At 72.2% G+C, this 19,395-nt stretch carries 17 protein-coding genes; 13 read left to right on the top strand and 4 right to left on the bottom strand.

Annotation, left to right across the window (positions count from 1 at the left end; all coding sequences use genetic code 11):
• Positions 1-224: 224 nt before the first annotated feature.
• The 7 genes from ACIQVD_RS26205 (at position 225) to ACIQVD_RS26175 (ending at position 9,677) form a co-directional block, all read left to right on the top strand.
• Positions 225-2,000 (top strand): 3-hydroxyacyl-CoA dehydrogenase family protein, encoded by a 1,776-nt coding sequence (locus ACIQVD_RS26205; protein WP_400690088.1) that lies wholly within the window; start codon positions 225-227, stop codon positions 1,998-2,000.
• Positions 2,001-2,194: 194 nt separating this feature from the next.
• Positions 2,195-3,106, top strand: coding sequence for a TetR family transcriptional regulator (locus ACIQVD_RS26200; protein ID WP_402291898.1), 912 nt, complete (start codon positions 2,195-2,197; stop codon positions 3,104-3,106).
• Between the two features lie 379 nt (positions 3,107-3,485).
• Positions 3,486-4,823: a crotonyl-CoA carboxylase/reductase gene (ccrA, locus tag ACIQVD_RS26195; RefSeq protein ID WP_402291897.1), complete on the top strand. Its 1,338-nt coding sequence runs from the start codon at positions 3,486-3,488 to the stop codon at positions 4,821-4,823.
• Positions 4,823-6,847, top strand: a complete 2,025-nt coding sequence (locus ACIQVD_RS26190; protein ID WP_402291896.1) for a protein meaA — start codon at positions 4,823-4,825, stop codon at positions 6,845-6,847. The genes ccrA and ACIQVD_RS26190 overlap by 1 nt, the downstream gene beginning before the upstream one ends.
• Before the next feature lie 23 nt (positions 6,848-6,870).
• Positions 6,871-7,833 (top strand): HpcH/HpaI aldolase/citrate lyase family protein, encoded by a 963-nt coding sequence (locus ACIQVD_RS26185; protein ID WP_400690076.1) that lies wholly within the window; start codon positions 6,871-6,873, stop codon positions 7,831-7,833.
• Between the two features lie 3 nt (positions 7,834-7,836).
• Positions 7,837-8,334, top strand: coding sequence for a MaoC family dehydratase (locus ACIQVD_RS26180; RefSeq protein ID WP_100840182.1), 498 nt, complete (start codon positions 7,837-7,839; stop codon positions 8,332-8,334).
• A 140-nt stretch (positions 8,335-8,474) separates the two neighbouring features.
• The gene (locus ACIQVD_RS26175; protein WP_402291895.1) at positions 8,475-9,677 is read left to right on the top strand and encodes an acyl-CoA dehydrogenase family protein; all 1,203 of its coding nucleotides are present in this window, start codon (positions 8,475-8,477) and stop codon (positions 9,675-9,677) included.
• 188 nt (positions 9,678-9,865) lie between these two features.
• On the opposite strand, the gene ACIQVD_RS26170 is transcribed toward ACIQVD_RS26175, so the two are convergent.
• Together ACIQVD_RS26170 and ACIQVD_RS26165 are read right to left on the bottom strand one after the other, a co-directional pair.
• Complete coding sequence (locus ACIQVD_RS26170; protein WP_402291894.1) at positions 9,866-10,201, bottom strand: hypothetical protein; 336 nt, start codon at positions 10,199-10,201, stop codon at positions 9,866-9,868.
• 230 nt (positions 10,202-10,431) lie between these two features.
• The gene (locus tag ACIQVD_RS26165; protein ID WP_400680671.1) at positions 10,432-10,839 is read right to left on the bottom strand and encodes a MerR family transcriptional regulator; all 408 of its coding nucleotides are present in this window, start codon (positions 10,837-10,839) and stop codon (positions 10,432-10,434) included.
• A 65-nt stretch (positions 10,840-10,904) separates the two neighbouring features.
• Here ACIQVD_RS26165 and ACIQVD_RS26160 point away from each other — a divergent pair, with 65 nt between their 5' ends.
• From ACIQVD_RS26160 to ACIQVD_RS26145, 4 genes are all read left to right on the top strand, one after another.
• On the top strand, positions 10,905-12,122 hold the full coding sequence (locus tag ACIQVD_RS26160) for an MFS transporter (RefSeq protein WP_400680674.1): 1,218 nt from the start codon (positions 10,905-10,907) through the stop codon (positions 12,120-12,122).
• A gap of 167 nt (positions 12,123-12,289) precedes the next feature.
• Positions 12,290-13,636, top strand: a complete 1,347-nt coding sequence (locus tag ACIQVD_RS26155) for an NtaA/DmoA family FMN-dependent monooxygenase (RefSeq protein ID WP_400681552.1) — start codon at positions 12,290-12,292, stop codon at positions 13,634-13,636.
• Positions 13,633-14,856 carry an LLM class flavin-dependent oxidoreductase gene (locus ACIQVD_RS26150; RefSeq protein ID WP_400680675.1) on the top strand — a complete coding sequence of 408 codons (1,224 nt, stop codon included), beginning with the start codon at positions 13,633-13,635 and terminating at the stop codon, positions 14,854-14,856. The genes ACIQVD_RS26155 and ACIQVD_RS26150 overlap by 4 nt, the downstream gene beginning before the upstream one ends.
• 684 nt (positions 14,857-15,540) lie before the next feature.
• Positions 15,541-16,215: a response regulator transcription factor gene (locus ACIQVD_RS26145; RefSeq protein WP_402291893.1), complete on the top strand. Its 675-nt coding sequence runs from the start codon at positions 15,541-15,543 to the stop codon at positions 16,213-16,215.
• A gap of 48 nt (positions 16,216-16,263) precedes the next feature.
• Here the strand turns inward: ACIQVD_RS26145 and ACIQVD_RS26140 are convergent, their stop codons facing one another.
• Both ACIQVD_RS26140 and ACIQVD_RS26135 read right to left on the bottom strand, forming a co-directional pair.
• Positions 16,264-17,025, bottom strand: coding sequence for an arylmalonate decarboxylase (locus tag ACIQVD_RS26140; protein WP_402291892.1), 762 nt, complete (start codon positions 17,023-17,025; stop codon positions 16,264-16,266).
• Positions 17,026-17,099: 74 nt separating this feature from the next.
• Positions 17,100-17,666: a LuxR C-terminal-related transcriptional regulator gene (locus ACIQVD_RS26135; protein ID WP_402291891.1), complete on the bottom strand. Its 567-nt coding sequence runs from the start codon at positions 17,664-17,666 to the stop codon at positions 17,100-17,102.
• Between the two features lie 309 nt (positions 17,667-17,975).
• On the opposite strand from ACIQVD_RS26135, the gene ACIQVD_RS26130 reads away from it, so the two are divergent.
• Together ACIQVD_RS26130 and ACIQVD_RS26125 are read left to right on the top strand one after the other, a co-directional pair.
• Entirely contained in the window at positions 17,976-19,127 is a 1,152-nt protein-coding gene (locus ACIQVD_RS26130; RefSeq protein ID WP_402291890.1) for an isopropylmalate synthase, read from the top strand.
• Positions 19,128-19,205: 78 nt separating this feature from the next.
• Positions 19,206-19,391, top strand: coding sequence for a lysine biosynthesis protein LysW (locus tag ACIQVD_RS26125; protein WP_100834662.1), 186 nt, complete (start codon positions 19,206-19,208; stop codon positions 19,389-19,391).
• Positions 19,392-19,395 lie beyond the last annotated feature (4 nt).

Genomic DNA, 19,395 nt, shown 5'->3' with positions numbered 1-19,395 from the left:
CGCTTCATGATCTGGCGGAGCGCCTGAGCACCACGGCACCACCCCTCGACGGAACCGGAGCGGACCGGTCCGTACCGCGGGGCGCCGCTGTTCTTCTTCCGTTCCCGTTTCTCCCGCGCCGTCGGCGCACCCTCCCCCGTCACACCCTCCGTCCGGGTTCGCGCTGTCGCGGCCGGGCGGTGGCGGGGGCCGCGGCGCGGGGCCCTGACCAAGGAGTATGGACAATGGAGCGTCCCTTCCCCACTGTCGCCGTCGTCGGCCTGGGCACCATGGGTGCCGGGGTGGCCGTGGCCCTCGCCCGCAGCGGCCGCCGGGTGATCGGCGTGGAGGCCGGTCCGACACAGGCGCTGCGGGCGCTGGACCGGATCGAGGCGTCCACCGCGCGGGCGGTGGAGCGCGAGCGGCTGACCGCCGCGGAGCGGACGGCGCTGCTGGAGCTGATCGAGGTCGGCGACGACCTGGCCGCGGCGGCCGGGGCCGACCTGGTGGTCGAGGAGGTCCCGGAGGACCTGGAGCTCAAGCGCGCGCTGTTCGCCGAGCTGGACCGGATCTGCCCGCCGGAGACGGTGCTGGCGACCGGCACCACCGCGCTGAGCGTGACCCGGATCGCGGCGGCCACCGGCCGCCCGGAGCGGGTGCTGGGCGTGCACTTCTTCAACCCGGTGCACAGCATGCGCCTGGTGGAGGTGGTCCGCACCGTGCTGACCTCCCCCCGGGCGGCCGAGCAGGTCGCCGAGTTGGCCCGCGACCTGGACAAGGAGCCGGTGGCGGCGGGCGACCGGGCCGGGTTCATCGCCAACGGCCTGCTGTTCGCGTACCTGAACCAGGCGGCGGCGATGTTCGAGTCCCGGTACGCGACCCGGGAGGACATCGACGCGGCGATGCGGCTGGGCTGCGGCCTGCCGATGGGCCCGCTGGCGCTGCTGGACCTGATCGGCGTGGACACCGCCCGCACCGTGCTGGAGGCGATGTACGCGCAGTCCCAGGACCGGCTGCACGCCCCGGCGCCGATCCTGGGCCAGCTGGTCGCGGCGGGCCTGCTGGGCCGCAAGTCGGGCCGCGGCTTCTACACCTACGAGGCCCCGGGCTCGTCCAGGGTGGTCGCCGAGGAGACCGCGGCGGCGGAGGCCCGGCCGGCCGGGCGCGCGGTGCGCAGCATCGCGGTGTGCGGCAGCGGGACGATGGCGACCGGCATCGTGGAGGTGTTCGCCAAGGCGGGCTTCCCGGTGCTGCTGGCGGCCCGCAGCCGGGAGAAGGCGGAGCTGGCGAAGGCCCGGCTGGCGGGGTCGCTGGAGCGTTCGGTGGCCAAGGGGCGGCTGACCGGGGAGCAGCGGGACGCGGCGCTGGCGCTGGTCGTCCCGACCGGCTCGTACCGGGACCTGGCGGACGCCGACCTGGTGGTGGAGGCGGTGGCCGAGGACCTGGCGGTCAAGCGCGAGCTGTTCACCGTGCTGGACGGGATCGTCAAGCCGGGCGCGGTGCTGGCCACCACCACCTCCTCGCTGCCGGTGATCTCCTGCGCGACGGCCACCTCGCGGCCGCGGGACGTGGTCGGGATGCACTTCTTCAACCCGGCGCCGGCCATGAAGCTGGTCGAGGTGGTCTCCACGGTGCTGACCGCGGAGGACGTCACGGCGACCGTGCTGGAGCTGTGCGCGAAGGTGCGCAAGCACCCGGTGGAGTGCGGCGACCGGGCCGGGTTCATCGTGAACGCGCTGCTGTTCCCGTACCTGAACGACGCGGTGCGGATGCTCCAGGAGCACTACGCGACGGTGGACGACATCGACACCGCGATGAAGCTGGGCTGCGGCTACCCGATGGGCCCGTTCGAACTGCTGGACGTGGTGGGCCTGGACGTGTCGCTGACCATCGAGCAGGTGCTGCACCACGAGTTCCGCGAGCCGGGGCTGGCGGCGGCGCCGCTGCTGGAGCACCTGGTGGCGGCGGGCTGCCTGGGGCGCAAGACGGGGCGTGGTTTCCGTGACCACGCACGGCGATGACCGGCCGTCCGGTGCCCGCTCCGGGGGGCCGTCCGGTGCCCGGCGGGGGCGTCAACCCGCTTGCGGCGAAGCCTCCTTGGGGCCCGGGCGCGGTCTCCTCGCGGTGGCCGCGGCCCGCCGTGGCGCCGCCCGCGGCCCCGGTGCGCCGGGGCAGGCCGGCCGGGGCCGGGGCGGGTGCGTGTAGCGTTCCGAACATGGATCGCCAGACCTCGCCCCCCCAGCAGCAGCCGCCGGCCGCCGGGCCCGATCAGCCGCGGGCGGGGGTGGAGTCCGGGCCGGGCAGCCGCCGGGCCGCCGCCCAGCGGCTGCAGATGCGCCAGGACCTCACCGCCGCGGCGATGGAGCTGTTCGCCACCCAGGGGTACGAGGAGACGACGGTCGATCAGATCGCGGCCGCCGCCGGGGTCGCCCGGCGGACCTTCTTCCGGTACTTCCGGTCGAAGGAGGAGGCGATCTTCCCGGACCACGACGACACCCTGGTGCGGGTGGCGGACCTGCTGGCCAGCGCCGACGCCGAGGAGCACCCGCTGGACGTGGTGTGCCGCGGCATCAAGGAGGTGCTGCGGATGTACGCCTCCACGCCGGAGATGTCGGTGGCCCGCTACCAGCTGATCCGGCAGGTCCCGGCGCTGCGCGAGCGGGAGATCGCGGTGGTCTCCCGCTACGAGCGGCTGTTCACCCGCTACCTGCTGGGCCGGTTCGACGCGGCCGAGCAGACCCCACCGGGCTGGCAGCGCGGCGGGGACGACGACTCGATGCTGGCCGAGGTGTCGGCGGCGGCGGTGGTCGCGGCGCACAACCACGTGCTGCGGCGCTGGCTGCGGGCCGGCGGCCACGGGGACGTGGAGGCGCAGCTCGACCACTCCTTCGGGGTGATCCGGGGGACGTTCTGGCCGACCCCGCCGAGCGGTGCCCGCCGCCGCGGCACCACGCTGGCACCCGGTGCCAGTGGTGACGGAGCGTCACCGGAGGAGCCCGGGGCGGTGAGCGCACTGAGTGCCAGTCCGAGCGGTGAGGTACTGATCACAGTCGCCCGGACGGACGCACCGCTGGAGGCGGTGGTGGATTCGATCAGAGCCGCCCTGGCCGGGAGAACTCCCGCGTAATCCAGGCGGTTTTCGCAGATCACCGGCACATTCGAAGGCCCGTTCCCGGTTTCGGGGACGGGCCTTCGGCGTTCCCCGACCGGCCGGGCACGGCGTGTCCTGGCTCACGCCACGACTTGGCACCGCGTGTCTTTACGAGTGGCACAGGGTGCCATTACCGTGTTCCCACCGGCTGCGGCGCCGCGGCTCCCCACCTCGGCGCGCCGTCTTCCGGCGTCCCCCACCGAGGGGACGAGCACCAGCACCACCCACGCGACACCACCCACCCGTCGCACCAGCCAAGCACCACCCTCAGACCCCTCAACGCGAAGCCGGTGTCCGCTCCCGGCTCCCCCAGACGCCCTGTGTCCCTCGCACAGGTACGCCTTCGGAGGCAGCCATGCAGGAAATTCTCGACGCGATCCTCAGCGGCGACGCCACGTCCGCCGACTACGCCACCCTGGCGCTGCCCGAGTCCTACCGGGCGGTGACGCTCCACAAGGACGAGGAGCAGATGTTCGCCGGGCTGGCCAGCCGGGACAAGGACCCGCGCAAGTCGCTCCACCTGGATGACGTCCCGCTGCCCGAACTCGGCCCGGGCGAAGCCCTGGTGGCCGTGATGGCCAGCTCGGTCAACTACAACACCGTGTGGAGCTCGATCTTCGAGCCGGTCTCCACCTTCGGTTTCCTGGAGCGCTACGGCCGCCTCTCGCCGCTGACCGCGCGCCACGACCTGCCGTACCACGTGCTCGGCTCCGACCTGGCGGGCGTGGTGCTGCGCACCGGCGCCGGCGTCAACGCCTGGAAGCCCGGCGACGAGGTCGTCGCGCACTGCCTGTCGGTCGAACTCGAGTCCCCCGACGGCCACAACGACACCATGATGGACCCGGAGCAGCGGATCTGGGGCTTCGAGACCAACTTCGGCGGCCTGGCCCAGCTCGCCCTGGTGAAGACCAACCAGCTGCTCCCCAAGCCCAAGCACCTGACCTGGGAGGAGGCCGCCTCCCCGGGCCTGGTCAACTCCACCGCCTACCGCCAGCTGGTCTCCCGCAACGGCGCCGGCATGAAGCAGGGCGACAACGTGCTGATCTGGGGCGCCAGCGGCGGCCTCGGCTCGTACGCCACCCAGTACGCGCTGGCCGGCGGCGCCACCCCGATCTGCGTGGTCTCCAGCCCGCAGAAGGCGGACATCTGCCGGGCGATGGGCGCCGAGGCGATCATCGACCGCTCCGCCGAGGGCTACAAGTTCTGGAAGGACGAGAACAACCAGGACCCGCGCGAGTGGAAGCGCCTGGGCGCGAAGATCCGCGAGTTCACCGGCGGCGAGGACGTGGACATCGTCTTCGAGCACCCGGGCCGGGAGACCTTCGGCGCCTCGGTCTACGTCACCCGCAAGGGCGGCACCATCGTCACCTGCGCCTCCACCTCCGGCTACATGCACCAGTACGACAACCGCTACCTGTGGATGTCGCTCAAGCGCATCGTCGGCTCGCACTTCGCCAACTACCGCGAGGCGTTCGAGGCCAACCGGCTGGTCGCCAAGGGCAAGATCCACCCGACCCTGTCCAAGGTCTACGCGCTGGAGGAGACCGGCCAGGCCGCCCTGGACGTGCACCACAACAAGCACCAGGGCAAGGTCGGCGTCCTCTGCCTGGCCCCGCAGGAGGGTCTGGGCGTGCGCGACACCGAACTGCGCGAGCAGCACCTCACCAAGATCAACGCCTTCCGGAACGTCTGATGGGCGCCCAGGAGCGCGACCGTCCCTGGCTGATGCGGACCTACGCCGGGCACTCCACCGCGAGCGACTCCAACGCGCTGTACCGGCGCAACCTCGCGAAGGGGCAGACCGGTCTGTCGGTGGCGTTCGACCTGCCGACCCAGACCGGCTACGACTCCGACCACGTCCTCGCCCGCGGCGAGGTCGGCCGGGTCGGCGTGCCGGTCGGGCACCTGGGCGACATGCGGACGCTGTTCGACGGCATCCCGCTGGAGCGCACCAACACCTCGATGACGATCAACGCCACCGCGATGTGGCTGCTGGCGCTCTACCAGGTGGTCGCCGAGGAGCAGGGCGCGGACATCGCCGGGCTCACCGGCACCACCCAGAACGACATCGTCAAGGAGTACCTGTCGCGCGGGACGCACGTCTTCCCGCCCGGCCCCTCGGTGCGGCTGATCACCGACATGATCGCCTACACGGTGGCGCACATCCCCAAGTGGAACCCGATCAACATCTGCAGCTACCACCTGCAGGAGGCCGGGGCGACGCCCGTCCAGGAGATCGCCTACTCGATGTGCACCGCGATCGCCGTCCTGGACGCCGTCCGCGACTCCGGGCAGGTCCCGGCCGAGCGGATGGGTGAGGTGGTCGGCCGGATCTCCTTCTTCGTCAACGCGGGCGTCCGCTTCGTCGAGGAGATGTGCAAGATGCGGGCCTTCAACCGGCTCTGGGAGAAGGTCACCCGGGAGCGCTACGGCATCGAGGACGCCAAGCAGCGCCGGTTCCGCTACGGCGTGCAGGTCAACTCGCTCGGCCTGACCGAGGCCCAGCCGGAGAACAACGTCCAGCGGATCGTGCTGGAGATGCTGGCCGTCACGCTCTCCAAGGACGCCCGGGCCCGGGCCGTCCAGCTCCCGGCCTGGAACGAGGCGCTGGGCCTGCCCCGGCCGTGGGACCAGCAGTGGTCGCTGCGGATCCAGCAGGTGCTGGCGTACGAGTCGGACCTGCTGGAGTACGGCGACCTGTTCGACGGCTCGCACGTGGTGGAGGCGAAGACCGCCGAACTGCTGGCCGGCGCCGAGGCGGAGATCGCCAAGGTGCTGGAGATGGGCGGGGTGATCCCGGCCGTCGAGTCCGGCTACCTGAAGTCCAACCTGGTCGCCTCGCACGCCGAGCGGCGGGCCCGGATCGAGGCCGGCCAGGACAAGATCATCGGCGTCAACTGCTTCGACACCACCGAGGAGAACCCGCTCACCGCGGACCTGGACACCGCCGTCATGGTGGTCGACCCGGCCGCCGAGCGCTCGGTGCTGGCCAACCTGGAGTCCTGGCGGGCCGGGCGCGACGAGGCCGCCGTGCGGGACGCGCTGGCCCGGCTCAAGGAGGTGGCCGCCACCGCGGAGAACCTGATGGAGGCCACCCTGGCCTGCGCCCGGGCCGGTGCCACCACCGGCGAGTGGTCGTTCGCGCTGCGCGAGGTGTTCGGCGAGTACCGCGCCCCCACCGGCGTGGGCGGCGCCCCGGTCGCGGTCGCGGCCGAGCCGGGCGGCGAACTCGCCGCCGTGCGCGAGGCGGTGGCCGCCACCGCCGCCGAGCTGGGCGCCGGCAAGCTGCGCCTGCTGGTCGGCAAGCCCGGCCTGGACGGGCACTCCAACGGCGCCGAGCAGATCGCCGTCCGGGCCCGCGACGCCGGGTTCGAGGTGGTCTACCAGGGCATCCGCCTGACGCCCGAGCAGATCGTCTCGGCGGCCGTCGCCGAGGACGTGCACTGCGTGGGCCTGTCCATCCTGTCCGGCGCGCACCCCGAGCTGGTGCCGGACGTCCTGCACCGGCTGCGCCGCGCGGGGGTGGAGGATGTGCCGGTGATCGTGGGTGGCATCATCCCGGCAGCCGACGCGGAGGTCCTGCGGACCGCCGGCGTGGCCGCCGTGTTCACACCCAAGGACTTCGGCATCACCACCATCATCGGCCGGATCGTGGACGAGATCCGGCTGGCCAACAGGCTCCAGCCCTGGGCCGCGACCACCGCCGCGACCAGCTGACCCCGGAAGGAACACCCCTCCTCATGACGACCGTGAACCGCCTCCGTCCGCGCCGTTCCTGCCTGGCCGTGCCCGGCAGCAACCCGCGCTTCCTGGAGAAGGCCCAGGGCCTGCCGGCCGACCAGGTCTTCCTGGACCTGGAGGACGCCTGCGCCCCGCTGGTCAAGGAGAGCGCCCGGCACCACATCGTGGACGCCCTCAACAACGGCGACTGGGGCGGCAAGACCCGGGTCGTCCGGGTCAACGACTGGACCACGCACTGGACCTACCGCGACGTGATCACCGTCGTCGAGGGCGCCGGCCAGAACCTGGACTGCATCATGCTGCCCAAGGTGCAGGACGCCCAGCAGGTGGTCGCCCTGGACCTGCTGCTCACCCAGATCGAGAAGACGGTCGGCCTGGAGGTCGGCAAGATCGGCATCGAGGCGCAGATCGAGAACGCCAAGGGCCTGATCAACGTCGACGCGATCGCCGCGGCCTCGCCCCGGCTGGAGACCGTCATCTTCGGCCCGGCCGACTTCATGGCGTCCATCAACATGAAGTCCCTGGTGGTCGGCGAGCAGCCGCCCGGCTACGGCGCCGACGCCTACCACTACATCCTGATGCGCATCCTGATGGCCGCCCGGGCCAACGACCTGCAGGCGATCGACGGCCCCTACCTGCAGATCCGCAACCAGGAGGGCTACCGCGAGGTGGCCCGCCGCTCGGCCGCGCTGGGCTTCGACGGCAAGTGGGTGCTGCACCCGGACCAGGTCGGCGCCGCGAACGAGATCTACTCGCCCTCCCAGGAGGACTACGACCACGCCGAGCTGATCCTGGACGCCTACGACTGGTGCACCTCCGAGGCCGGCGGCGCCAAGGGCTCGGCGATGCTCGGCGACGAGATGATCGACGAGGCCAGCCGCAAGATGGCCCTGGTCATCGCGGGCAAGGGCCGGGCCGCGGGCATGGAGCGCACCACCAAGTTCGAGATCCCGGAGAGCTGAGCCATGCAGTTCGGACGCACCTACGAGGAGTTCGAGGTCGGCGCGGTCTACAAGCACTGGCCCGGCAAGACGGTCACCGAGTACGACGACCACCTGTTCTGCCTGCTCACCATGAACCACCACCCGCTGCACCTGGACGCCAACTACGCGACCACCACCGTGCAGGGGAAGAACGTCGTGGTCGGCAACTACGTCTACTCGCTGCTGCTCGGCATGTCGGTGCCGGACGTCTCCGGCAAGGCGATCGCCAACCTGGAGATCGAGTCGCTGCGGCACGTCGCGCCGACCTTCCACGGCGACACGCTGTACGGCGAGACCACCGTTCTCGACAAGCGCATGACATCGAAGCCGGATCGCGGCATCGTGTACGTCGAGACCAAGGGCTACAACCAGGACGGCACCGTCGTCTGCACCTTCCGCCGCAAGGTGATGGTGCCGACCGCGACGTACGTGGCGGAGCGCGGCGGCGAACAGCCCGGCCGCCCCGAGCCGCTCGCCTGAGCGCCCTCCAGAGCCCCGGACGGGCGGGCCGCCGTCATCGGCCTTCGCCCCACCCGGTTCCCGGGGGCTCCGCGGCAGCCACGCGCCGCGGAGCCCCCCAACCCCACCCCTCCGCCCTCACACCCTTCCGGAGCCGCACGATGGGACGCCTCGCACAGACCGACGGCCTCACCGAGATCCAGCGGGACATCCTCGCCACCGTGCGGGAGTTCGTCGACAAGGAGATCATCCCGGTCGCCACCGAGCTGGAGCACCGGGACGAGTACCCGACCGCCATCGTCGAGGGGATGAAGCAGCTCGGCCTGTTCGGGCTGACCATCCCCGAGGAGTACGGCGGCCTGGGCGAGTCGCTGCTCACCTACGCCCTGGTGGTGGAGGAGATCGCCCGCGGCTGGATGTCGGTCTCCGGCATCGTCAACACCCACTTCATCGTGGCGCACATGATCAACGCGCACGGCACCCCGGAGCAGAAGGAGCACTTCCTGCCGAGGATGGCGGCCGGCGAGCTGCGCGGCGCCTTCTCGATGTCCGAGCCCGGCCTGGGCTCCGACGTCTCGGCGATCTCCACCAAGGGCGTCCGGGACGGCGACGCGTACGTCCTGAACGGCCAGAAGATGTGGCTGACCAACGGCGGCACCTCCTCGCTGGTCGCGGTGCTCTGCAAGACCGACGAGGGCGGCAGCACCCCCTACAAGAACATGACCACCTTCCTGATCGAGAAGACCCCCGGCTTCGGGGCCAACCCGACCGTGCCCGGCCTGACCGTGCCCGGCAAGATCGAGAAGATGGGCTACAAGGGCGTCGACACCACCGAGTTGGTGCTCCAGGACGTCCGGGTCCCGGCCGACCGGGTCCTCGGCGGCGTCCCCGGCAAGGGCTTCTACCAGATGATGGACGGCGTCGAGGTCGGCCGGGTCAACGTGGCCGCGCGCGGCTGCGGGGTGGCCCGCCGCGCCTTCGAGCTGGGCATCTCCTACGCCCAGCAGCGGGTCACCTTCGGCAAGCGGATCGCCGAGCACCAGGCGATCCAGTTCAAGCTGGCCGAGATGGCCACCAAGGTCGAGGCCGCGCACCAGATGATGGTGATGGCCGCCCGCAAGAAGGACAGCGGGCAGCGCAACGACCTGGAGGCCGGCATGGCGAAGTACCTGGCCTCCGAGTACTGCAAGGAGGTCGTCGAGGACTCCTTCCGGATCCACGGCGGCTACGGCTTCTCCAAGGAGTACGAGATCGAGCGGCTGTACCGGGAGGCCCCGATGCTGCTGATCGGTGAAGGTACGGCGGAGATCCAGAAGATGATCGTGGGACGCCGGCTGCTGGAGGAGTACCGGCTCTCCGACTGAAGACCCTCTCCCGGTACGGACGGTGGGCGTGCGGCCCGCCGTCCGCACCGCGCCGCGCCCGCCCCGGCCTGGTCAGCCGTCCCAGGGGCGGGACCGGCGCTTGAGGCGGGGGGGGGGGGGGGGGGGGGGGGGGGCCGCGCGCCGGCGCCCCCCCCCCCCCCCCCCCCCCCGCCGGGGCGCGGGGTGGGTCAGCCGGTGAAGACGTGGCTGCCGACGCTCTGCACGCCGGCGCCGGCCGGGCCGGCGGCGATCATGCTCTGCTCGTAGCCGGCGCCCGCGGTGCCGTTGTCACCGTCGAAGACGTGCGACTTGACCTGGGACAGGGCGGCGCCGTTGGGGCCCGCCGCCAGGTTGACGGCCTCGAAGCAGGCGCCGTTGCCCGCGCCGCCGACGCCGTTGCCGACCTCGCTGATGATCGACGAGGCGGCCGCACCGGTCGGACCGGCGAACTGCTGGTCCTGGTGGTAGCCGGCGGTGTCGGCGAAGGCGGCACCGGTCAGACCGGCGAGGAACGGAACAGCCATGGTGCCGACAGCGATGACACGGGCGATCTTGCGCATGGAAATGCCTCTCTCGGAAAACGGTCCGCCGGGCGAAGGCCGCCGACGTCTCGTCCATCAAGACACGTGGTGACCAGAAGTGCATGTCGAGATACGCAAAGTGACCGAATTCGGCACAAGGGGTACCCGGACGGGCGAGCGGCTCCCCGGGGCCGCGCCCCGAACGGCCCGGCCTCCGGCGGGCGGGGCGGGCGTCAGGCGCCGGAGGGGACCGGCTCCCGGACGGGGGCGGGGGCGGGGCGCTGGCCCTGGCTGACCGCGTCGAGGTACTCGGCGACCGAGTCGCGGTTGCGGATCAGGCAGTTGATGCGCTCGGTCATCCGGTCCCGTTCGCGGCGCAGGGTGGCCAGCATCTCGGGGGTGGCGTCCGGGAAGTGGATGGTTCGGGGCTTGTCCAGGCAGGGCAGAATCTGTTTGATGATCCTGACGGGCAGCCCGGCGTCGAGCAGCCCGCGGATCTGCAGGACCCGGTCGACGAAGCGCTCGTCGTACTCCCGGTAGCCGTTCGGCATCCGGGCGGAGACGATCAGCTGCTGTTCCTCGTAGTAGCGGAGCAGGCGGCGGGAGGTGTTGGTGCGTTCCGACAGCTCTCCGATGCGCATGTGACCCACCTCACATCAGGATTGATTGACCCTCACATATATGTGAGGGTTCAAACATAGCCGCCATGAGCACACAGTCGCCACCGGACATCCAGAACCCGACCGACGACGGCGCGCAGCCGGAGAGCCGCAAACTGCCCCTCCTGGCGCTGTTGGCCCTGACCACCGCGGTCTTCATCACCTCCCTGACCGAGACCCTCCCGGCGGGCGTGCTGCCCGCGATGAGCGCCGACCTCAAGGTCAGCGAGTCGGCGATGGGGCAGTCGGTGACGATCTACGCGATCGCCACCGCGCTCACCGCGATCCCGCTGACCGTGGCCACCGCCGCCTGGCGGCGCAAGCGGCTGCTGCTGACCGCGATGGTGGCGTTCGTGGTGGCCAACACCGTCACCGCGCTGTCGACCGACTACGTGCTGACCATGGCGGGCCGGTTCGTCGCGGGCGTGGCGGCCGGTCTGGCGTGGGCGCTGCTGGCCGGGTACGCCCGCCGGATGGCGCCGGTGCCGCTGCAGGGCAAGGCGATCGCGATCGTGATGACCGGCATCCCGGTCGCGCTGTCGCTGGGCGTGCCGGCCGGCACCTTCGTCGGCCGGGTGTTCGACTGGTGGGTGGCGTTCCTGGCGATGTCGGTGCTGGCCGTGATCGTCATCGGGTGGATCGCGGCGACCGTGCCGGACTACCCGGGGCAGCGCCCCGAGGGCCGCACCCGCATCCTGGGCGCGCTCTCCGTGCCCGGCGTGACGCCGGTGCTGTTCGTGACCCTGGTCTTCGTGCTGGCCCACACCATCCTGTACGCGTACGTCGCGACCTACCTCGACCACCTCGGCATGGGCGACTCCACCGACCGGGTGCTGCTGGTCTTCGGCATCACCTCGATGCTGAGCATCTGGATCGTCGGCGCCCGGATCCACCGCCAGCTGCGGGTCCTGACCATCGCCAGCACCCTGCTGGTCGCGGTCGCGGCGGCGGTGCTCGGCCTGCTGTCCGGCACCCACGCGCTGGTGTACGTCGCGGCGGCGCTCTGGGGCCTGGGCTGGGGCGGCGTGCCGACCCTGCTGCAGACCGCGGTGGGCGACGCGGGCGGCGAGCAGGCGGACGGCGCGCAGGCGATGCTGGTCACCCTGTGGAACGTGGCGATGGCCGCGGGCGGCATCATCGGCGGCCTGCTGCTGGACGGGATCGGCGCCGAGTCCTTCCCGTGGACGGTGCTGATCCTGCTGGTCCCGGTGCTGGGCGTGGTGGTCTCCGCCCGGGCGCACGGCTTCCCGGTCCGGCGCGGGTGACCGGCCGTCAGGTGGTCCGGGGCGCGGGACGGTTGCCGTCCCGCGCCTGCGGGCCGCGCCGCGCCGTGGCGGGGCTGGGCTGTTGCGGGCGGCCCGCCGCCGCCGACCCGGACCGAATACCCCGCTGAACCAGCGCACACCGCACCAGGAGAACGTTCGCCGTGCCAGTGAAACAGATCCACCTCGCCGCCCAACTCCCCAGCGTCCAGCACACCGTGATCTGGTCGGACCCGGCCGCCGGGAGCCAGATCGCCTTCGACTCCTTCGCCCGGCTCGCCCGGACCGCCGAACGCGGCAAGTTCGACTTCTTCTTCCTCTCCGAGGGCCTGCGGCTGCGCGAGCACAAGGGCCGGGTCCTCGACCTCGACGTGGCGGGCCGCCCCGAGGCGCTGACCGTGCTGAGCGCGCTCTCCGCCGTCACCACCCACCTCGGGCTGGCCGCGACCGTCAACTCCACCTTCAACGAGCCCTACGACGTGGCCCGGCGGGTGGCCACCCTGGACCACCTGAGCGGGGGCCGGGCCGCCTGGAACGTGGTGACCAGCTACGACGCGTTCACCGGCGAGAACTTCCGGCGCGGCGGCTTCCTGGACGAGGCCGACCGCTACACCCGGGCCGCCGAGTTCCTGCACACCGCCCGGGAGCTGTGGGACAGCTGGCGGCCGGGCGACTTCCGGCCCGACGCCGCCACCGGCGAGTTCATCCGGCCCGGGGCCGGCCGGTTCGCCCACCGGGGGCAGCACTTCGACATATCCGGCCGGTTCAGCACCCCGTCCGGCCCGCAGGGCCACCCGGTGATCATCCAGGCGGGCGACTCGCCCGAGGGCCGCGAGTTCGCCGCCGCCGACGCCGACGTCATCTTCAGCCGGCACAGCGACCTGGCGGCCGGGCAGGCCGCCTACCGGGACGTCAAGGCGCGGCTGGCCAAGTACGGCCGCTCCCCGGAGGACCTGAAGATCATCCCGTCGGTCAGCTACGTCCTGGGCGACACCCCGGAGGAGGCCGCCGAGCGGGCCGAGGAGGTCGCCCGCGCCCAGGTGAGCCCGCAGACCGCGCTGATGCTGATGGAGGCGGCCTGGGGCCGCGACCTGTCCGGCTACGACCCGGACGGCCCGCTGCCGGACGTCGACCCCGTCCCGGAGAACGTCGTCACCAAGGGCCACAACCTGTACCGCAGCCGGGGACGCGAGGAGACCGTCCGGCACTGGCGCAAGACCGCCGAGGAGCGCGGGCTGAGCATCCGGGAGCTGATCGTCGAGGTCACCGCGCGGCCCACCTTCGTCGGCACGCCGCGCCAGGTCGCCGACGCGATGAACGAGTTCGTGCAGAGCGACGCCGCCGACGGCTTCGTCTTCTCCCCGAACGTGGTGCCCGGCGGGCTGGACGAGCTGGTCGACCGGGTGGTGCCGCTGCTCCAGGAGATGGGCGTGCACCGCGCCGACTACACCGGCCCCACGCTCCGCGACCACCTCGGCCTGAAGCCCGCCCGCCGCCACTTCGAGGAGACCCCGTGACCCACCTGCACCTCGCGGTCGCCCTGGACGGCACCGGCTGGCACCCCGCCGCCTGGCGCGAGCCCGACGCCCGGCCCGCCGAGATCCTCACCGCCCGCTACTGGGCCGACCTGGTCACCGAGGCCGAACAGGGCCTGCTCGACTTCGTCACCATCGAGGACACCCTCGGCCTGCAGACCTCGGCCTTCCACCTGCCCGACGACCGCACCGACCACGTCCGGGGCCGGCTGGACGCCGTCCTGCTGGCCGCCGCGCTCGCCCCGCTGACCTCGCACATCGGGCTGGTCCCGACCACCAACGTCACCCACACCGAGCCGTTCCACCTCGCCATCGGGATCGCCTCGCTCGACCACGCCAGCCTGGGCCGGGCCGGCTGGCGCCCGCAGATCACCTCCCGGGCCGCCGACGCCGCGCACTTCGGCCGCCGCACCACCCCGCAGCTGACCGACGAGGACGTCCGGGACTCCGAGCTGATCGCCGCCCGGCTGCGCGAACTCTTCGGCGAGGCCCACGAGGTGGTCGAGGCCGTCCGCCGGCTCTGGGACAGCTGGGAGGACGACGCGGAGATCCGCGACACCGCCACCGGCCGCTACCTCGACGGCGACAAGGTGCACCACGTCGACTTCACCGGCGAGCACTTCTCCGTCCGCGGCCCCTCGATCACCCCGCGCCCGCCGCAGGGCCAGCCGGTGGTGGCCGTCCTCGCCCACGCCAGCACCCCGTACGAGCTGGCCGCCGCCGGGGCGGACGTCGTCTTCGTCACCCCGCAGTCCCGCGCGGACGCCGTCACCAGGCTCGGCGAGTTCGACCGGGCCCGGCAGCGCTTCGAGCGGCCCGCCGAGGAGCCGATCCGGACCTTCGCCGACCTGGTGGTCTTCCTCGACGAGGAGCCGGGCCGGGCCGCCGAGCGCAAGCGGCGGCTGGACGAGACCGACGGCAGCGTCTTCGGCTCGGACGCCCTGGTCTTCACCGGCACCCCCGCCGAACTCGCCGACCTGCTGCTGGACTGGCGGGAGACCGGCCTGGACGGCTTCCGGCTGCGGCCCGGCGCCCTGCCGCACGACCTGACCGCGATCACCCGCGCCCTGGTGCCGGAGCTCCAGCGCCGCGGCGCGTTCCGCACCGCCTACGCGGCGGACACCCTGCGCGGGCTGCTCGGCCTGCCCCGTCCGGTCAGCCGCTACGCCCGGGCCGGTGCCCCGGCCGGCGCCGCCGGCTGAGGCCCGGAGGAGCGGCGGAATAAGGAGGAGCTGTTTCAAACATTTCCGGTGAGACAGCCGGATGAACGATTCCGGAAGCGACCCGCCGGACAATTACTGTCCGCGACGCAGACCGCCGCGGAGCACACGCGCAGTGAGGATTCGCGGCGGGGACGCTATCGCCGGGATCGGGGCGCGGCCCCCCGGGGTCCGAGGGTGGAAACCCCCGGCCTTCGGGGGGCCGCGCCCGCTTCCATTGCCGCTGTGTGAAATCCGGAGCGGGTCCTTCGGCTCGAATCGGTACCAATTTGGACAGATTCCCTGGAGAGCCGGCCCGTCCGCGCGCGGCGGGCTTCGGCATATGCTTGCCCTCGGCGGCACGGGGTGTCAGGATATGGGCGAATCGCACTCGGAACGGACGGAATTCGCACGGGCGTCTTCCACCACTCCAGCCCCGTCCGCACCGGTGCCGGAAGCCGTTCGAATCCTCAGGGGAGCAGGTCGGATGCAGAGCCGTCGCGAACCGGCCGCCGCGCCCACCGTACGATGTCGCGCCGGTCGGTGACCTGACTCCCGGCCCCTGCCGGCCGCCCCGACCCGTCCCTCCGGGACGCGCCGGGGCCCCTCCGTGCCGTTTTCGCCCCGGGACCGGGCGACCGGGACGGGACGTCGTGATGCGACCGTTTATGGAGAGGACGAGGAAACATGGTACGCGTGCTGTTGGTCGGGGAGCATTCTACCGTGGCCGAATCTGTTCTCTACAGCCTTTTGCGAAAGGGGTACGAGGCCAAGATCGCCGGCACCGGCCGGGAGGCCCTGGAAATGATCCCCGACGTCGATCTGGTGCTGCTCGACCTCGATCTCCCCGATATCGAAGGGCTCGAAGCGTGCAGACTCCTGCGATCCTCCGGCAGCACGCCGGTCATTGCCTTCGCGGCCAGGGACCGGGAGTCCGACCGGGTGCTCGCCCTGCAGGCCGGGGCGGACGACTGCGTGACCAAATCTTGCCCCCCGCAGGAAATCGTGGCCCGCATCGAGGCGGTCATGCGCCGCACCCGGGCCCCCGCCCCCGACCCCGAGCCCGCGGTGAAGGACATCTCGCTGCGCCCGCTGCACATCAACGGCCGCACCCGCGAGGTGCAGGTGGACGGCCGGGTGGTCAACGTCACCGCGAAGGAGTTCGAGCTGCTCTACGTGCTGGCCTCCAACCCCGGATCGGTGCTGTCCCGCAAGGAGCTCATGGCGAAGGTCTGGGAGTGCGACTGGACCGAGTCCAGCCGGACCATCGACACCCACGTCAGCAGCCTGCGCAGCAAGCTCGGCGGCAACAAGTGGATCATCACGGTGCGGGGCGTCGGCTACCGGATCGGCAGCGGTTGAAGCCCGGGCCCGGCCCGCGCGGAGCGGCCGGACCCGGGGGCGGCCGACTCAGGCCGCGACGGCCCGGCGCGCCAGCCGGCGCAGCAGCGGGTGGTCGCCCGCCGCCTCGCCGGGCCGCCCGCCCGCCGCGCGCAGCGCCCACCAGACACTGGCCAGGTTGGAGCTGAGCAGCACCCGGTCCGGGTCGCCGTCGAGTTCCGCCAGGGCGTCCAGGGTGAACATCCCGGTGCCGGTGAAGAGCAGCGTCGCGTCCTCGGGCACGTCCTGCCGCCGCAGCTGGGCGAGCAGCCCGCCGGTGGTCACGGTGTACGGGTCGAACCGGCCGTCGGTGGACACCTGCACGACCCGCTCGACGGTCAGCCCGGCCCGCTCCCAGTAGGAGCGGGAGAGCTCGGTCAGCCACGGCTCGTAGGGGGAGACCAGGGTCAGCCGGGTCAGGCCGAGGGCCTGGAGGGCGTCCAGGGTGGCCAGCGCGGAGGAGCGCACCGGGAAGCCGGTCCGCTCGGACAGCTCCGCGCAGAACTCCCGGTCCCCGTCCGGCGCGTGCAGGTAGTGCGAGGCGCTGCAGGCCACCACCGCGGCGTCCAGCGGCAGTCGGCCGAACCCGGCCAGCACGTCCGGCAGCACCTCGTTGTAGGTGTCCAGCATTTCCCGCAGGGTGCTGTCCGGGGTGGTCGGGAAACGGGTCGTGTGGAATGTCGGGCCGCGGCCCAGGAGCTGGGTGTACTCCGGCTCCGCATTGGGGTTCTCCGGAGGAACGACCAGCCCTATCCGGGGTGCGGAAGGAATGCCCATGGCGATCTCACCCATCGGTCGGAGGTATTCCTCCCAGGCTATTGTCGACCGACCGTGCGGACACTACGGGAAACCGTAGCGGCGGGTGTTCAGGCGATTTGTTCCGGCAGTCCGCCCGTATTTACCCGGCCGTTCAACGCGAGGGCGAGTTGGGCCCGGCGCCGAATGGCGAGCTTCCGGTAGATACGGGTCATCTGGAGTTCCACCGCGCGGGTGGAGACCGACAGCGCCGCGGCGATCGCCCGGTTCGTCATGCCCGCCACCGCCATCGCCGCGACCCGCTCCTCGTGCGGGGTCAGCGCCCCGGCCGCGGCGGCCGGCCGCCCGGCCCGCCGCGCGACCGGCGGGGCGGCGGGCGTGGACGGGGCGGCGGGCGCGGGTGGTGCCGACAGGTCTCCGGCCGGCTGCCAGGCCCGCACCGTGTACCTGGTCACGGTGCGAAAGCGCAGGTAGGGGTCCTGTTCGAGCAGGCGCAGCACGGCGGCCCGGTCCGGGGCGCGGCACAGCAGCAGCTCCCCGGAGCCGTCCTGCCAGGGGCCGCCGGCGATCAGCACGCCCTCCCCGGCCAGGCCGTCCCAGTACGCCCGGTGCTCCCGCAGCCCGCGCGGAGCGCCGCCCGCGCCCGCGGGCAGGACCAGCTCGACCGCGAAGATCACCCGATTCCCCCCGTCCCCGTGCCCCGGCGTTCCCGCATTCCGGCGGGCCGGCCGCCGGGCTCCGGGAACTCTATCCCGGAATCCCGGCGGACGCACCGGTTCCCGGCGTGAGCGGGAACACGCCGCCCGGTCCGGCGGATTCCGCGGCCCTGACATCGGCCTGACATTCGCCTGAGGAATATTGACACAGCTCTGACACGGCGGATCTTGACCCCGGATCGGGCGAGCGGCGAGGCTTGACCCCGGCTTCACCGCACCGCGTCGCACTGATTCCGTACGATTCATGACGGTCAATGAGGAGTGAATGCAATGGCACCTCCGGAGAACGTCGAAATACCCCCGGGAGAACTCCCCCGGATATCCGACGCCACCCTGCGCGACTCGGCCCACATGGCCGGCGTCGAGTTCGACGCCAAGGACGCCGCCACCATCGCCGACCTGCTGGTGAGGACCGGCGTGGAGCTGGTCGAGGTCGGCATGGTGTCCGGCCCGAACTCCGGTGACGCGGACCTCGTCCTGGCCGCCCACGAGGCGGTCGGGCCCGAGCGCAGCCTGACCCTGGTCATGGTCCGCGACCGCCAGCAGGTGGTGAAGGCGCTGGACGAGGCGCTGCGGCTCGGCGTGCGGTCGGTGATGTTCTCGATCCCGACCTCCGAGGAGCACGCCCGGCTCAAGCTGGCCTCGCCGAGCACCAAGTACCTGATCTCGCTGGCCCGCACCGCCATCGAGGAGGCCAAGGACCGCGGCTTCCACGTCACCTTCAGCGGCGAGGACGGCGCGCGCACCCCCAAGGAGCGCCTGGTCCCCTACGTCACGGCCGGCTTCGAGGCGGGCGCCGACCGGTTCCGGCTCGCCGAGACGGTCGCCTGCCTGTCGCCCTGGCAGATGGAGTCGGTGATCGGGGAGATCACCGCGATCGACGGCTCCGAGATCGAGATCCACTCGCACAACATGCTGGGCATGGCGGTCGCCAACTCGCTCGCCGCCTACCGGGCCGGCGCGCGCTGGATCTCCGCCACGGCCGGCGGCATCGGCGAACGCGGCGGCAACGCCCCGCTCGCCGAACTGCTCACCTCGCTGCGGGTGGTGTACGGCGACACCCGCTTCGACCTCAGCCACCTCACCGAGCTGACCAACGCCGCCCTGCGCGGCGCCCGGCTCGGCCACGCCTTCCAGTCCGGCCCGACCGCCCCGCACGCGTTCGCGTACGAGCTGCCCGGCCAGCTGACCCACCCCGAGGCGTACGAGACGCTCCCGCCCGAGGTGGTGGGCAACGCCCGCGGACTGCGGGTGCGCACCCGGCTCACCGCCCCGCTCGTCCGGTGGGCGCTCGGCGACACCGCCGACTCCCTCGACCTGGCGGCCTTCACCACCTGGCTCACCGAACGCCAGGCGCACGGCGAGGAACTGCTCGACCGGGACGCGATCCGCGCCGCGGCCGACCGGTACCAGGCCGCCTGAGCCGCCCCCGCCGCCCTTCCCGTCCCCTTCCCACCCCCGCTTCCGGTCCACCGACCCGAACCGATCACGGAGAACACCATGTCTGTAGCCACGCTCACCGGCCTGTGCCCCGAGTGCGAGACCGACCTCACCACCCCGCCGCTGGTGCAGGGCGAGACCATCGCCTGCCCCGAGTGCCTGCTGACCCTGCGGGTGGAGGACATCGAGGACGGCCGGCTGAGCCTGCAGGCCGTCGAGGTCCAGCTGCGCGACTGGGGCCAGTGAGCCG

The sequence above is a fragment of the Kitasatospora sp. NPDC090308 genome, from assembly GCF_044769485.1.
In the GTDB taxonomy this organism is placed as follows: Bacteria; Actinomycetota; Actinomycetes; order Streptomycetales; family Streptomycetaceae; genus Kitasatospora; species Kitasatospora fiedleri.
The sequence above is the reverse complement of the archived record's forward strand: the minus strand, read 5'-3'. Positions and strand labels throughout refer to the sequence as shown.

Coding starts and splice junctions, on each gene's coding strand:
- ACIQVD_RS26205 (WP_400690088.1), top strand. CDS start 225: ATGGAGCGTCCCTTCCCCACTGTCGCCGTCGTCGGCCTGGGCACCATG.
- ACIQVD_RS26200 (WP_402291898.1), top strand. CDS start 2,195: ATGGATCGCCAGACCTCGCCCCCCCAGCAGCAGCCGCCGGCCGCCGGG.
- ccrA (WP_402291897.1), top strand. CDS start 3,486: ATGCAGGAAATTCTCGACGCGATCCTCAGCGGCGACGCCACGTCCGCC.
- ACIQVD_RS26190 (WP_402291896.1), top strand. CDS start 4,823: ATGGGCGCCCAGGAGCGCGACCGTCCCTGGCTGATGCGGACCTACGCC.
- ACIQVD_RS26185 (WP_400690076.1), top strand. CDS start 6,871: ATGACGACCGTGAACCGCCTCCGTCCGCGCCGTTCCTGCCTGGCCGTG.
- ACIQVD_RS26180 (WP_100840182.1), top strand. CDS start 7,837: ATGCAGTTCGGACGCACCTACGAGGAGTTCGAGGTCGGCGCGGTCTAC.
- ACIQVD_RS26175 (WP_402291895.1), top strand. CDS start 8,475: ATGGGACGCCTCGCACAGACCGACGGCCTCACCGAGATCCAGCGGGAC.
- ACIQVD_RS26170 (WP_402291894.1), bottom strand. CDS start 10,201: ATGGCTGTTCCGTTCCTCGCCGGTCTGACCGGTGCCGCCTTCGCCGAC.
- ACIQVD_RS26165 (WP_400680671.1), bottom strand. CDS start 10,839: ATGCGCATCGGAGAGCTGTCGGAACGCACCAACACCTCCCGCCGCCTG.
- ACIQVD_RS26160 (WP_400680674.1), top strand. CDS start 10,905: ATGAGCACACAGTCGCCACCGGACATCCAGAACCCGACCGACGACGGC.
- ACIQVD_RS26145 (WP_402291893.1), top strand. CDS start 15,541: ATGGTACGCGTGCTGTTGGTCGGGGAGCATTCTACCGTGGCCGAATCT.
- ACIQVD_RS26140 (WP_402291892.1), bottom strand. CDS start 17,025: ATGGGTGAGATCGCCATGGGCATTCCTTCCGCACCCCGGATAGGGCTG.
- ACIQVD_RS26130 (WP_402291890.1), top strand. CDS start 17,976: ATGGCACCTCCGGAGAACGTCGAAATACCCCCGGGAGAACTCCCCCGG.
- ACIQVD_RS26125 (WP_100834662.1), top strand. CDS start 19,206: ATGTCTGTAGCCACGCTCACCGGCCTGTGCCCCGAGTGCGAGACCGAC.